Origin of the sequence: Corynebacterium sp. CNJ-954 (assembly GCF_001942345.1) — a bacterium.
Classification (GTDB): Bacteria; Actinomycetota; Actinomycetes; order Mycobacteriales; family Mycobacteriaceae; genus Corynebacterium.
The window spans coordinates 64,162-77,533 of record NZ_MKKI01000002.1; the positions used below are offsets into that span (position 1 = coordinate 64,162).

Genomic DNA, 13,372 nt, shown 5'->3' on the forward strand with positions numbered 1-13,372 from the left:
GACCGCATGCTACCGGGGCTGTGGGACATCATTCTTCGTGAACTGGCCGGTCCGTCCCCACAGGAACCACAGGGCCGCGCCAAGAATAGGGAAAGCCAGGATCAGGAGGATCCACACGGCCTTTCCACCCCCGGCGAGCACGTCACTGGTGGCGACGCTGACAATCGCGGCGATGACGAAGGCCAGGATCGCGAGCGCGATGACGGCGATAACGACGAGCAGGGCGATTGCCCAGCCGCTGGACAGGCTGCCGTCGGAGTTGGTGACAGCGGCGAGTGTGTACTGCATGATTCCTCCATGGATGGTGGGGATTGAACCCAGCTATTATCTGGCGCTGAGTCCAGTGCCCGCATCATCCCACGGTCTGATTGTTCTCGGACGCCGCCGTCCGTCACCGCCGTGCCTCGATGAGGTGCCGACTCGAGTAGGCGACGAACGGACGCCCGGCTCGCATCTGCGCATCCAGCTCACGCAAGTTGTCGGTGTACCGGTCCACGGAGAAATCCGGGACCCACCACACGCATTTGCGCAGAATCCACACCACGGCTCCCACATCGAAGAACTCCATCCGGCAGCGTGCCTTCTCCAGGCGTTCCACAGTCAGGCCCGCCGCTTCGGCGGCGGCGACTTCTCCGTCAGGCCCCTCAGGATCGCGGCCTTTGCGTTCCACCGGGCGGGGGCCGAGAAGGAACTCGATGAGTTCGAACCCGGAGGCCGGTCCCACGTGTTGTGCGAGGTAGTGTCCGCCGGGTTTCAGGACGCGGTGGATCTCCGCCCAGTCCGGAGTTACCGGGTGGCGGGCGCTGACCAGGTCGAAGGAACGGTCGGGAAAGGGGAGTGGGTCACTGCCGGATACGGCGGTCTCGACGACATCGACACCCCGTGGTTCCAGGAGTTCGCGTGCACGGGCCGCGTTCGGCGCCCATGCTTCTGTCACAGTCATGTGGTGCGGCAGCGTCGGGGCCTCATTCACGACCTCGCCGCCGCCGGTGTCCATGTCCAGGGCTGCGACGCCGGAGGCATCGGAGGCAGTGGAATCCGACTCTGCCAGAGCACCCAGACGGGCTGCCAGCAGGCCCGCGTACCCCCAGGGGGGACGCTCCTCGGTGGCCCGGCCGTCGAGCCACTCGAAGCCCCATCCGTCCACGTCGGCGGTTTCTGCTTCGGCGACGAGCTCATCGAAAGGTCTCATGGTGATCACTGTATCGGCCGGTCGGAGATATCCAGCTTCTTGACCGTGCGACAATTCCCGCACTATCATCGTGCGGAAATAGTTGAACGAACAAGGAGCAGGACATGTCCCCGTCCCGGACCTACGAACATCCCCACACCGACGACATCACCATCCACCGGGTGCTCTTCGCGCTCAGTGAACCCCTGAGGTTGAACATGGTGCGGATCCTGGCCGACCGGGGAGAGGTCGACAGCATCGACCTCGGACCCGACCTGCCACGCTCCACGCTGACCCATCACACCAGCCTCCTACGGGAATCGGGCGTGGTCTTCGTCCACGCGGAAGGACGGAAGTGCATGATCCGGTTACGCACGGCTGACCTTGAATCACGGTTCCCGGGGCTCATCGATACCGTGCTGAGTGGATATGACGAGGTAGGGCGGTGATCCGGAAGGTCTGGCCGCTCACCGCCGCCGCCGTCGCGCTCGGCATCGACGCCTACGTCCTCGCCGGTGTCTTGCCCCAGATCGCCGACTCCCTGTCCACCACGGCCGCGATGGTCGGGCTCGGGGTCACGGCCTTCACCGCCGCATATGCTGTGGCAGGCCCGCTGTTGTCAGGCCGGTTGACCCGCGGAAGTACCGCCCGCGCGCTGTTGCTCGCGCTCGGCCTCTTCAACCTCGGCAATCTCATCACCACCCTGGCTCCCGGAGTGGGGGTCTTCCTCATCTCACGGGTCATCGCCGGCGCTGGTGCCGGCATTCTCACCGCCGTCGCCACGGCTACTGCCGCAGCGATGGTCGATGACACAGAACGGGGACGCGCCATGTCGATGGTGACCTTCGGACTCTCCGTAGGGACCGTCGCCGGGGTTCCGCTCGGCATGCTGATCGGTGACACCGCAGGTTGGCGGTGGACGATGGCCCTGGTCGTCGCATTCGGAGTCTGCAGCATGGTGGCACTGGCCACGCGTGCCCGCAGCCTCCCGGTGCTGGACAGCGGCGGAGGCGCACCTGTGTTCAGCGTGCTGCGTTCGGCGAAGACCGGTCTCGGCGTCCTGTCGGCGTTTCTTCTCGGTATCGCCAGTCTCGGGCTCTACACCTATCTCCTGCCGATGGCGGAATCCCGCGGCCTCGGGGACTGGGGGTTCGCACTGGTCTGGGCCTGGGGCATCGGCGGCGTCGGGGCGACGGCACTGATCGGACGGCCACTCGACCGTGTCGGCCCGCGGCCGTTCCTGATCGCCCTGCCGGTGATCCTCGCCCTCGGTTTCGCCGTCGCCTGGCTCAGCGGCAATCCCGTCGCGTGGACCATTGCCGCGGTGTTGTGGGGAGCGGCAGGGTGGGCCACGGTGCCTACCCTGCAGCAGGCGTTGACCGCCGACCGGCCGGCTCAGGCCATGCCGGTCATCGCCTTCCAGATGGCGGCGATGTACCTCGGCTCAGCCGTCGGTGCCGCGCTCGGAAGCAGCCTGCTCAGCGGTGGGACAGTGGCTGCGGACCTCGCCGGATGGGCGTTGATCCCCGCCCTGGCGGCGCTGTTGTCGGCGGGCACGGTCAGCCTGCGGTACCTGCAGGCCGAGGGCTCCGTCAGGACTGCAGGTCGATCAGTACCTTGATGTCGTCGTCCTGGTGCTCGAACGCCTCGGCGAACCGTGACAACGGTACCTTCCGGGTGATCAGTGATGACAACCAGTCGCGGTCGGCGTTGCCCAGTACCTCCGCAGCGGTACGCCAGTGGTCGACATTGGCGTTCACCGACCCCACCACAGCGGTGTTGTTGAGCACCATGCCTTTGCCTGCCGCGGCGATGTCGACCTCCATCTCGTCGCCCTCGCGGATACCCAGCAGGCAGATCACCGGATACGGGTGCTCGTGGGTGAGCGCGGCACCGACGAGCGGACCGGCGCCGGTGGTCTCGATGACGATGTCCGGGTCGACCGAGTCCAGGATCTCCCGGAATTCTCCGGTGTGGTACTCGGCGCCCAGGTCGGCGACGAGTTTCGGCTTGATGCCCTCGGTCACGCGGTCGACGACATGGACATCCAGACCGCGTTGTTTACCGATCAGCGCGGCAAGCAGGCCGACGGGACCGGCACCGGTGACCACCACCGAGGACGGTTCGAACCAGGCGCGGTTGCCGAGACGGTCCACCTGGTCCCAGGCCTTGGCGACCACGGATGTCGGTTCCAGCAGGGCACCGGCGATACCGAGGGCGTCGTCGACCTTGACCACGAAGTCCTTGTCGATGACCCACTGCTCGGCACCGAACCCGTCGATCTCCTTGATGCCACGTTCGCGGTACTTCCCGTTACGGCACATGTCGAATTCGCCCCGGGCACACGCTCCGCAGGGCTCCGGGTCGGGGCGTCGTACCACGCCCACCACATGATCACCCTTCTTGAAGCCGGATCCCTCCGGTGCCGAGATGACTTCGCCGAGTGACTCATGCCCGATGATCAGTCTCTTGTGGCCTTCCGGGGCCCAGCCGTACCCGCCGGAGTTGAGGTCGTGGTCGGTGCCGCACACACCCAGTGCGAGGCCTCGCACCAGAAGCTGACCGTCACCCGGCGTGGGGGCGTCGAACTCCTCGACGGACAGCGAGTCCGCCTTTCCCGGTTCTACGGTGATGGCTTTCATGGTTCCTCCTGAGCTCGTGGATTATCCGGCGAACGGCCGTACAGGTTGCCCGCGGACCCCGGGTACGGCGACGTACACCGCCCCGGCGGTCGGCTGGGCGCCGTCCGGCACATTCTCCCGGGTCGTGGTGACGTACAACCGGTCCAACTCCGGGCCGCCGAAGGTGCACGCGGTCACATTGGTCACCGGCAGTTCCACGACGTCGACCAGGATGCCGGAGGGATCGTGGCACTCGACCCGGGAGCCTCCGTAGATCGCCGTCCAGACGTTGCCGTCGGCGTCGACGCACAGGCCGTCCGGGCCACCGGCCGGGTCGTCGTCATCGAGGGTGAAGAATGTCCGACCGTCGTGCAGGCCCCGGTCCGCGTCCCAGGAGTACACCGCCGTTGAGCGGGTGGGGGTGTCGTTGTAGTACGCCAGTGTTCCGTCGGGGCTCCAGTCCAGGCCGTTCGAGACGGTCACGCCGTCGCGCACGGTCGTCACGGAGGTGTCGCTGGCCACCGAGACGAGGACACCGCCGCCGGACGCCTGGTCATAGCGCATCGATCCGCCGTAGAGGGTGCCGTCCGGTGCACATCCGCCGTCATTGAAGCGCACCTCGGGGGAGTCCAGCACCGTTACGGCAGGACGGAGGTCCGACAGGGCGGCGTCGTCGGCCAGGCAGACCGCATGTTCAGTGGCGACCACCGCACCACCGTCGGCACGGGGGCGGAAGAACGCAGCGACCGGGCTGCCCACGTCTGCCGCTGTGACGGAGCCGTCCCCGTCGGCGGTGAGAATCCGACCGGCGGTCATGTCGACGTAGCGCAGCATGCCTGCCACCGGCGACCCGTCCTGGGGCCACCACACGGGGCCTTCAGCGTGGTAAGCGACCGGGTCGGTGAACTGCTCTGCCTTCATCCTGCCGAGTCTAAGCAGGCTGTTCGACGGGTGCAGCGGTGCCACCCCCGCACTCCACTCGGAGTACCGTGGCGGCGACATAACCGGCGAGAGGAGAACGACGTGGCGAAACTAGGGAGCCGGGAGACGTGGCTGCGCAGTGGTTATTCCCTGGTCGGGGTGATGATCATCGGACTGGGGGCGGCGATCCTGCAGACCGGGGGCGTGGGTGTGGACCCCTACACGGCGCTGAACACCGGCGTCAGTTCCTCCATCGGGTGGACGCTGGGAACCTACCAGCTGGTCAGCAACCTGGTGTTGTTCATCCCCGTACTGATCTGGGGGCGTAAGTACATCGGGCCCGGCACCGTGATCAACATGGTGCTCACCGGGTTCTTCATCGACCTGTTCTCCTTCCTGCTGGGGCCCGTCATTCCCGATGACCCGTCCCTGCTGCTGATGACCTTCTTCTTCGCCGCCGGGATCTGCGTCTTCGCCTTCGGCGCCAGTGCATACATGAGTGCCGGCGTGGGCACGGCCCCCTATGACGCCATCGCGCCGATGATCGTCGACAAGACGGGCTGGAACTACACCAAGGTCCGTGTCCCACAGGACGTCCTGACGGTGATCGGTGCGATCCTGTTCAAGGGCCAGGTCGGCTTCGGCACCATCATGACCGCCTTCTTCAACGGCCCGCTGATCCAGTTCTTCTCGGAGAAGGTGAACCAGCCCGCCGTCGACCGACTGGTGGGCAAAGCCTGAGACGGACCGTCTAGAAGACCGGCCAGGGCACGGCAGGTAACCCGGGCTGCGGACCGGGGAAGACGCCGGCGGCCAGCAGCTGGTCGCACCGGTCGGCCACGGCGGTCACCTCGGCCATGGACAGCAGCTCTCCCAGCGATTCTCCGAGTGAGTCGTCCTGGCCGGAACCCAGCTGGTCGCGGACCCGGCGCACGGCAGCGAGTTCCTCGTCCGACAAGGGGTCGGCGACCCAACCCCACAGCACGGTGCGCACCTTGTTCTGCGTGTGGAACGTCAGCCCGTGGTCCACACCGAAACGGTGCCCGTCGGCCGTCGGCAGGATGTGCCCGGCCTTCCGGTCGGCGTTGTTGGCGAGAAGGTCGAAGACCGCCATCCTGCGGAGGGCGGCAGAGTCCTCGTGCAGCAGGACGACAGGCTCATCCTCCTCGTCCACACCGTCGAGTACCCGGCACCACCCCGCGTCCTGCAGGACGTCAGCCTCGTCCGGGGAAACGAGGTCGACGGGATGCCGGGCACCGGCGGTCTCACACCAGAGCTGCACCATCCCCTCGCCGAACGGCCCGTCGCGTAACCAGGTCAGCGGAACCACGCCGAATCCCAGTGCCTCCGACAGCAGGTAGGCCGCGACCTCGCGACGGGCGAGTGTGCGGTCGGGGAAGTCCCACAGTGGCTTCTCGCCGATCAGGGGTTTGTACACCACCGTCGTGTCACCGATCTGCCCACGGAACGTCGCGTTCGAGGCGGTGACGATACGCCCCTCCAGCTCGAGGTCGCCCTCCGGCGCGGCCACGTCAGAACCCGTCGGGGATGTCACACTCGTGACCCTCCGGATCCATCGGTTCACCGCAGCGAGGGCAGAGGGGGCGGCCGGAGTTCACGATCGCCAGTGTCCGGTCCACGAACGCCTTCGCCGCGCCGACAGGGATACGCACGGAGAACAGTTCGTCCGGCTCCACCTGGATCTCGACGGGTTCATCGGAGTCGACGGATGCCTGCAGTTCCTCGATCTCGTCCGGATCGAGCTCAGGCGGGGGAGCGGCCTCGATGACCACCTGGGACGTCTTCGGGTCCCAACCCAGACTCAGGACGCCGACGCGGAACTCCTCGTCGACCGGCATGTCCAACGGCTCGTCGTCGATGAGCAGTTCATCGGTCTCATCAGGGACGTTGAAGGGGTTGCCGTCCTGGTTGCGTAGCTTGCCGAGCAGTTCGGCGACACCCTCGGCGAGCGCGGCGGACTGCTGCTTCTCCAGTGAGACGCTGACGGTCACACCCCGGTCACGTGCCTGCAGATAGAACGTCCGGTCACCGGGCAATCCCACAGTGCCGACGACGAAACGGTCCGGCCAGTCGAATCCATATGTGGTGGTGGGCATAAGCGCCATTGTAGGAGCCTTACGCTGATTGGTGCAGTGATTGGTGCAGTGAAAGGCGTGCACCGGGCACGCGGGGAACCAGGTCAGTCGCCGTGACCAGCGCCGCCACCGACCTGGGCGCCGTCATCCTTGCTGTCTTTCTGCTGGTCGGGGGACGGTACCAGCCAGGACAGATCACCGGCCTCGGTGTTGACGCAGAGCACGTGCGGCATAGCCTCGGTGTAGCGGATGACCGACACGGAGGCCGGATCTGCGTGGACCCGCTGGAAATGGTCGAAGGGCATGCCGTAGGCGTCGGCGATGACGGACTTGATGATGTCGCCGTGTGTCACGGCCACCCAGACCGCGCCGGCACCGTGATCGGCCTCCACGACTGCATCGTGCCGCCGGACAGCGGCGACCGCCCGTTCCTGCATCCCGGCCAGGGATTCCCCGCCGGGGAACACGGCCGACGAGGGTTGCCCGACGACGGTCTTCCACAGCTCTTCCTTACCGAGATCGGCGAGCTTGCGGCCCTGCCAGTCGCCGTAGTCGCACTCGATGATGCCGTCGTCGGTGGTGAAGGACGGTGCGCCTGACTGATGCCCGAGGATGGCCTGGGCGGTCTGGCGACACCGCTCCAGGGGACTGGAGACGACCCCACGCAACGGGACGGTCCCGAGACGGTCTCCGGTGCGCTCGGCCTGCCGGTGGCCGGTGTCGTCGAGGGTGACGCCGGGTGTTCGTCCCGCCAGGATGCCTTCGGTGTTCGCGGTGCTGCGTCCGTGACGGACCAGGATGACTGTGGCCATGCGGCCGAGGTTAGTCGGGACGGGGCCAGTCGTGCAGTGGTGCCGGTGCTGTCCCGTTGAGGTAGCAACCCCGCAGGTTGGTGCGACCGGCCTCCGGGGTTGCTGACTGCTGCGGGGTGGGTAGCGCTGAGGGGTCAGGCAGGCCGGGGCCAGTTGACGAGCCGGTTGTTCGCTACGGTGAGCGCCCGGGCCGGGGTGAGTCGCAGTGCTCCATCGCGTAGACCGGCGAGCAGTGGATTGGACGCTTGGGCCACCCGCCCGGCCGTACGAGACCCCCTCATTACTGAGGTCGTACGGGGTCGGCGGAGTTCGTCATAGGTGAACAGCGTCGATTCGAGGGCATCAGGGGAGGCGTCCCGTAAGAGGACGGTGAGCGTTGCGGCGTCTTCGATTCCCTGGCCCGCCCCCTGGCCGAGATTCGGGGTCATGGCGTGGGCGGCGTCACCGATGACCACGGTGCGGCCCTTCACCAGGGAGGGGAGTGGTGCGGCGAGGTCGTAGACGTCGTGTCTCAGGAGAGCGTCCGGAGGGGTCGCTTCAATGCATTCCTGGATCGGCGGGTGCCAGTCGGCGAAGCGTCGGCGGACCTCGGCATGTTCATCGGGGAAGGTTGACCCGGCGGGGCAGTTCAGCGTTCCGAACCAGTAGATGCGATGGTCGGGGAGGGGGACGATACCGAAGATCTGCCCGCGTCCCCAGGTTTCACCTGCCTCGTGGTGGATGTCCACCGGTGCGCCGGTCACGCCGCGCCAGGCGGTGTACCCGGCGTAATGCAGGCCGGTGTCCAACCCGAGAATCCGACGGTTGGGGCTGTGGATCCCGTCGGCGACGATGACCAGGTCGACATCCTCGGACTGGCCGGCCGCGACGATGCGTGGTGTCCCGTCGGCCGAGACAGTGGCGGGCGAGCCTAGGCGCAGCGTCCCCGTGCGAAGGGAGTCTATAAGGACTCTGTGCAGGTCGCTGCGATGAATGCTGCGTACCGCTCCTGAAGTCGCCGGAGGGGCGGTCGTCATCCAGCGTCCTGAGGGAGTGCGTTGACCAGCGCGCATCGATCCGATGGTTCCGGTGGACGCGTCACGTACCGCATCCCCGAGACCGACGAGATCAAGGGCCTCGAAGGAGTTGCCGAAGAGAGTGAGCCCCGCGCCGACAGGGTGCGGGTTGCTGCTGCGTTCATGGACTGTGACCTCGTGCCCGGCCTTCTGCAGGCCGGCGGCGGCGACCAGCCCGGCGATCCCGGCGCCGATGACGGCGATTCTCATGGCGTGCACCCTTTCGCGTTATCGTGGCTCTACATATGTAGAGTACTCGATGTGCACTAGGATTGCCGATGTGTCGGAGCAGTCGCCAGTGCAAGACCGCCGTACAGAGATCGCTGATGCCGGAATCCGGATCATCGCGTCGCAGGGTGTCCGTGCCCTCACTCACCGGGCCATCGACACGGAGGTGGGACTGTCCGCTGGCTCGACGTCGTACTATGCCCGTACCCGACGCGACCTCATCGTCCTCATCGTGGGAAGGTTGGCGACGCGCACGACAGCGGATATGTCAGCGGTGCAGTGGCCGGAGTTTCTCACGGTGTCCACCGCGGCGACGCTCGTTGCACGGGCCATCGAGGCGACGCTGCGGCGCGAGGAGGAGCACGTCGCCCGGATCGCCCTGCACGTCGAGTACCGTCACGACGACGGGATAAGCAGCCTGTTGGCGGGGGACCCACCGGTGCGTCCGCAGCTGGTTGCAGCAGCCGAGCGGTGCCTCCAGCTCCTCGGGGTGGATGACGCTGCAGAGGCGGCCGCCGATTTTGTCGTATTGGTCGACGGCCTGCTGATGCAACGGGTCATTCGGGGAGGCGGTGTCGACGTGGGCGACGATGCCGGTGTGGAGCGGATCGTCCGTCACTACCTTGCCGGACTGGTCACCGGCGAACGCTGACGGTCGCGGTCCGAAGCAGCCCTACGGGTTATGACTGTCACTGCCGGTGCTAGTCACGGCAGGGGCCTGGCTACCTGATTCGCGCCGGGGCACGGTGACGGGCATGGAAACAGTCGAGGACACTCGTTCACGCGGTATGTCGCAACGCACCGCCTCCCTGGCCCTGCTCGCGTTGAGTATCGGTGGTTTCGGGATCGGGCTCACGGAATTCGTGATTGCCGGACTGCTCACCGAAGTCGCCGACGACCTGGGGGTGGGTATCAGTGTCGCTGGTCATCTTGTGGGAGGTTATGCCCTGGCCGTGGTGCCCGGCGCGCTTGTTCTCACTCCGTTGCTGATGAAACGTCCGCCCAAGCAGGCACTGCTGGTGCTGCTGGCGTTCTTCATTGCTGGAAGCCTGTTGTCCGCCTGGTCGCCGAACTACGAGATCATGTTCGCCGGGCGCGTCTTCGCTGCACTCGCCCACGGCGGTTACTTCGGGATCGGTGCCGTGCTGGCGGCGTCCCTGGTCCCGCGGCAACGACAGGCGTCCGCAGTGGCGGCGCTGTTCGCTGGGCTGACCATCGCCAACGTCCTCGGTGTACCTGCAGGGTCGTTGATCGGTCAGCAGTTCGGGTGGAGGACGGTCTTCTGGGTCATTTCGGCGGTGGGCGTGGTGGCGTTCGCCGGACTCGTCGCCCTCGTCCCGTGCACTGAGCCGGAGAAGGACCAACTCCCGGTCGGCCAGCAGTTCAGGGTACTGGCACGGCCGCAGGTTCTGGCGTCACTGCTCACCACCGCGCTTGTTTTCGGAGGCATGTTCGGCGTCTTCACCTACATCGAGCCGCTGCTGCGTGAGGTCAGTGGCTTCTCTGCTGTGACGGTGCCGTGGCTGTTGGTGTTGTTCGGTGCCGGTCTGTTCCTGGGAAACATCGTCGGTGGAAAGGCGGCTGACCGTAACGCCGACAACGCCGTCCTGATCCTGTCTCTGCTGCTGCCCGTCGTTCTGCTCGTCCTCGGGGCTGTTGCTGCGATGCCGGTGGCGACCGGCATCATGCTCTTCCTGCTCGGGCTCGTGGGTTTCGCCACTGTACCGGGGCTCCAGGCGCGGGTCATGCGGCATGCGCATGGCGCGGCCACCCTGGCATCGGCCACGAATATCGCGGCCTTCAACTTCGGCAACACCGTCGGTGTGAGTATCGCCGGAGCTGCCATTGCTGCCGGGTTCGGGCTGCGTAGTCCGACGCTCACCGGTGCTGCACTGACTGTTGTCGGGTTGATTCTCATCGTCCTCGCCCGCCGCGCCGCGCTGCGCCGGGTGGAAGCGTAGGTGTTCACCCCGCCTGACGTGCCTGGTGTCAGGGGAGTGCGGCGCTCGCTATCTGGGTGATTGCGGCGAGGTCGTCTTGTGGAACACCATCACGAGCTCGCTGGGCCAACCCGCTCAACACGGTCATCACGTAGGCCGCTGTCGTGGCTGAGTCTGTTTCTTCGGGGAGACGTCCTGCCGTGATGTCATCGTCGATCCTGGCGGCGATCTGGGCCGTCTTGCGCCGGCGGAGTTCGGACAACTCATGGTGGACGTCCTCGTCGTCCGTACCGGCGTCTCCACCGGCAATCAGGCAACCCGGGGGCAATCCGTCGCGGGTGTAGCGCTGTGGTGCTTCCGTCAGGATCCGGCGCAGTGCGAGGGTGGCCGTCGGCTCCTCGTCGAGTGCGGCATCGATGAATCCGCCGTACGTGTGGTCGTACACGCCGACTGCTTCGGTGAACAGGGCGCGTTTTCCGCCGAAGGCGTTGTAGAGACTGGGCTGCCCGATCCCTAGCTCCTCGCTGAGGTCGCGTACCGACGTGGCCTCGTAACCCTTGCGCCAGAACACCCGGATCACGGTGTCGAGGGCGGTGTCCCGGTCGAAGCTGCGGGGTCTGCCGCGGGGTGGTGTGGACGTCATCCCCCCATTGTATGTCGGGTGCTACAAAACATGCTACGGTCGCTTTTTATAGCACTCGATATAAAACGGAGGACGGCATGAAGACGCTGACGGGAACGAACACTGCAGTTGTGGGGGTACGAAGAGGGGGCACTGCTGTGATGCCACTCGCAATCTGGGGCATCGGTTTCGGCATCTTCGCCCAAGGCACCAGTGAGCTCATGCTTGCCGGACTGTTGCCCGACATGGCCGAGGACCTGCAGGTGAGCATCCCACAGGCGGGAATGCTCATCAGCGCTTTCGCGCTCGGCATGCTCGTCGGGGCGCCGGTACTTGCGGCGCTGACCCTGCGCTGGCCCCGGCGCTTCGCCCTTCTTCTGTTCCTCGCGGTGTTTGTTCTCAGTCATGTCGTCAGCGCGCTCACCGGTAGCTATGAACTGTTGCTCGCCATGAGATTCATCGGAGCATTCGCCTACGCCGGGTTCTGGGCCGTCGGCGGGAGTGCCGCGATGGCCTTGGCTGGGCCTGAGCGACGTGGGCAGGCGATGAGCATCGTCGCTGGCGGGCTGAGCGTGGCCACCGTGCTCGGCCTACCGGCAGGAACGTGGATCGGGCAGCACCTCGGCTGGCGGGGTGCATTCTGGACAGTTGCGGTGCTCTCGACCATTGCGGCTGTCGTCATCGTGTTCTGTGTGCCTGCCCTGCGCCCGGAGAATCCGCCGAACCTCCGCGTGGAGCTCAGGGGTATGCGTCCGCCCCGGCTGTGGTTGTCCTATGCGATGACGGCGACGGCGACCACCGCACTGCTCGGGACGTTCTCCTACCTCTCGGCGATGCTCATCGAGACCACCGGTCTTGGATCATCCTGGGTGCCCGCGGTGTTGTTCGGCTACGGTTTCGGGGCGCTCGTCGGCATCGTCCTCGGTGGCAAGGCTGCCGACCGTTACCCGAAGTCAGTTCTCGGTATCGGGTTCACCGGGTTGCTGGTGACGTCCGTGCTACTGGCCCTGTTCGCGCAGTATCCGGGAGCAGTTGTTGCACTCGTCGTCGCGTTGGGCTTCCTCGGTTTCAGCACCAACCCTGCGTTGAACTCGCGCTTCATCCCTCTTGCGCCGGACGCTCCCACGTTGTCGGTGTCGGGGAATGTGTCGGCGTTCAATGTCGGGATCACTCTCGGGCCGTGGCTCGGCGGGTTGGCGCTGTCGGCCGGGCATGACTATCCGGTGATTCCCGCTATCGGTGCCGCCGTCGCGGTTCTTGCGCTGGTGCTGTGGGCGTGGGACATGCTCCTGGACGGTAGGGCGAAGCAAGCATCTGCCAATCAACGGCCAGAGCAGGGTAGTCGGCAGGTGGAAGGAGTCGAGACTCCTTGTGGATAGGCGTCAAAGGCGTGGGGCTTCCTGGGACGTGCACTGCTGGTTGGTTTTGAGAAGTGCGGCCACCCCTGAGCGTCTGTCCCGGAGGCACGTCAGTTTGAGGAGCTAGACTCTGACACCTATGTGAGAGTCATTCCCGGGAAGGAGTCCTCGATGCAGATCGGCGAACTGTCGCGGCAGACCGGAGTGAGTATCCGTTCCCTGCGCTACTACGAAGAGCAGAACCTGCTGCACCCGGCTCGGCTGTCCAGCGGATACCGCGTTTACGACGACGCTGACGTTGTCCGCGTGCACCGTATCCAGGCTCTGCTGTCTGCGGGGCTGAGCACCCACAAGATCGAACACATCCTGCCGTGTCTCCAGGGCCACGAGGGTGATCCTGTGGCGCTGGCCTGTGCGGACCTCTACGACGAGCTCGTCGCTGAGCGTGATGAACTCCTCGACCGTATTGACGCACTACGCACCTCAGTGACGGCACTGGACACTGTGATCACTGCCAGCCCGCGTCCCACGACGACTTGACTCTCACA

General features: G+C 66.0%; 16 protein-coding genes. 7 read left to right on the forward strand and 9 right to left on the reverse strand.

Features of this window, described 5'->3' with window-relative positions; all coding sequences use genetic code 11:
- Positions 1 to 9 precede the first annotated feature (9 nt).
- A complete protein-coding gene (locus BJF89_RS01075) occupies positions 10 to 288 on the reverse strand; it encodes a PLDc N-terminal domain-containing protein (RefSeq protein ID WP_075811491.1) in 279 nt (92 codons plus the stop codon).
- Positions 289 to 391: 103 nt separating this feature from the next.
- Complete coding sequence (locus BJF89_RS01080; protein WP_075811656.1) at positions 392 to 1,192, reverse strand: class I SAM-dependent methyltransferase; 801 nt, start codon at positions 1,190 to 1,192, stop codon at positions 392 to 394.
- Between the two features lie 104 nt (positions 1,193 to 1,296).
- Between BJF89_RS01080 and BJF89_RS01085 the strand changes: the two genes are divergently transcribed.
- Together BJF89_RS01085 and BJF89_RS01090 are read left to right on the forward strand one after the other, a co-directional pair.
- Complete coding sequence (locus BJF89_RS01085) at positions 1,297 to 1,620, forward strand: helix-turn-helix transcriptional regulator (protein WP_075811493.1); 324 nt, start codon at positions 1,297 to 1,299, stop codon at positions 1,618 to 1,620.
- Positions 1,617 to 2,792, forward strand: coding sequence for an MFS transporter (locus BJF89_RS01090; RefSeq protein WP_075811495.1), 1,176 nt, complete (start codon positions 1,617 to 1,619; stop codon positions 2,790 to 2,792). Before BJF89_RS01085 ends, BJF89_RS01090 begins: the two co-directional genes overlap by 4 nt.
- Here BJF89_RS01090 and BJF89_RS01095 read toward each other — a convergent pair.
- Positions 2,764 to 3,813 (reverse strand): glucose 1-dehydrogenase, encoded by a 1,050-nt coding sequence (locus BJF89_RS01095; protein WP_075811497.1) that lies wholly within the window; start codon positions 3,811 to 3,813, stop codon positions 2,764 to 2,766. The genes BJF89_RS01090 and BJF89_RS01095 overlap by 29 nt on opposite strands.
- Positions 3,814 to 3,834: 21 nt before the next feature.
- Positions 3,835 to 4,713, reverse strand: coding sequence for an SMP-30/gluconolactonase/LRE family protein (locus BJF89_RS01100; RefSeq protein ID WP_075811658.1), 879 nt, complete (start codon positions 4,711 to 4,713; stop codon positions 3,835 to 3,837).
- A gap of 102 nt (positions 4,714 to 4,815) precedes the next feature.
- On the opposite strand from BJF89_RS01100, the gene BJF89_RS01105 reads away from it, so the two are divergent.
- Positions 4,816 to 5,454, forward strand: coding sequence for a YitT family protein (locus tag BJF89_RS01105; RefSeq protein ID WP_255372439.1), 639 nt, complete (start codon positions 4,816 to 4,818; stop codon positions 5,452 to 5,454).
- 10 nt (positions 5,455 to 5,464) lie between these two features.
- Here BJF89_RS01105 and BJF89_RS01110 read toward each other — a convergent pair whose 3' ends face one another.
- The 4 genes from BJF89_RS01110 to BJF89_RS01125 all read right to left on the reverse strand — a co-directional run bounded on the left by BJF89_RS01110 (position 5,465) and on the right by BJF89_RS01125 (position 8,886).
- A complete protein-coding gene (locus BJF89_RS01110; protein WP_075811499.1) occupies positions 5,465 to 6,268 on the reverse strand; it encodes an SCO1664 family protein in 804 nt (267 codons plus the stop codon).
- Positions 6,246 to 6,830 carry a DUF3090 domain-containing protein gene (locus BJF89_RS01115; RefSeq protein ID WP_075811500.1) on the reverse strand — a complete coding sequence of 195 codons (585 nt, stop codon included), beginning with the start codon at positions 6,828 to 6,830 and terminating at the stop codon, positions 6,246 to 6,248. The genes BJF89_RS01110 and BJF89_RS01115 overlap by 23 nt, the downstream gene beginning before the upstream one ends.
- An 83-nt stretch (positions 6,831 to 6,913) precedes the next feature.
- The gene (locus tag BJF89_RS01120) at positions 6,914 to 7,621 is read right to left on the reverse strand and encodes a histidine phosphatase family protein (RefSeq protein WP_075811502.1); all 708 of its coding nucleotides are present in this window, start codon (positions 7,619 to 7,621) and stop codon (positions 6,914 to 6,916) included.
- Positions 7,622 to 7,755: 134 nt separating this feature from the next.
- The gene (locus BJF89_RS01125; protein ID WP_075811503.1) at positions 7,756 to 8,886 is read right to left on the reverse strand and encodes an FAD-dependent monooxygenase; all 1,131 of its coding nucleotides are present in this window, start codon (positions 8,884 to 8,886) and stop codon (positions 7,756 to 7,758) included.
- An 88-nt stretch (positions 8,887 to 8,974) separates the two neighbouring features.
- Here BJF89_RS01125 and BJF89_RS01130 point away from each other — a divergent pair, with 88 nt between their 5' ends.
- Together BJF89_RS01130 and BJF89_RS01135 are read left to right on the forward strand one after the other, a co-directional pair.
- Positions 8,975 to 9,556: a TetR/AcrR family transcriptional regulator gene (locus BJF89_RS01130; RefSeq protein WP_075811505.1), complete on the forward strand. Its 582-nt coding sequence runs from the start codon at positions 8,975 to 8,977 to the stop codon at positions 9,554 to 9,556.
- Positions 9,557 to 9,659: 103 nt separating this feature from the next.
- On the forward strand, positions 9,660 to 10,865 hold the full coding sequence (locus BJF89_RS01135; RefSeq protein WP_255372440.1) for an MFS transporter: 1,206 nt from the start codon (positions 9,660 to 9,662) through the stop codon (positions 10,863 to 10,865).
- Positions 10,866 to 10,893: 28 nt separating this feature from the next.
- On the opposite strand, the gene BJF89_RS01140 is transcribed toward BJF89_RS01135, so the two are convergent.
- Positions 10,894 to 11,487 (reverse strand): TetR/AcrR family transcriptional regulator, encoded by a 594-nt coding sequence (locus BJF89_RS01140; protein ID WP_075811507.1) that lies wholly within the window; start codon positions 11,485 to 11,487, stop codon positions 10,894 to 10,896.
- A gap of 140 nt (positions 11,488 to 11,627) precedes the next feature.
- Here BJF89_RS01140 and BJF89_RS01145 point away from each other — a divergent pair, with 140 nt between their 5' ends.
- Complete coding sequence (locus tag BJF89_RS01145; protein ID WP_075811509.1) at positions 11,628 to 12,845, forward strand: Cmx/CmrA family chloramphenicol efflux MFS transporter; 1,218 nt, start codon at positions 11,628 to 11,630, stop codon at positions 12,843 to 12,845.
- Between the two features lie 120 nt (positions 12,846 to 12,965).
- Positions 12,966 to 13,364, forward strand: a complete 399-nt coding sequence (locus tag BJF89_RS01150) for a MerR family transcriptional regulator (RefSeq protein ID WP_255372441.1) — start codon at positions 12,966 to 12,968, stop codon at positions 13,362 to 13,364.
- Positions 13,365 to 13,372 lie beyond the last annotated feature (8 nt).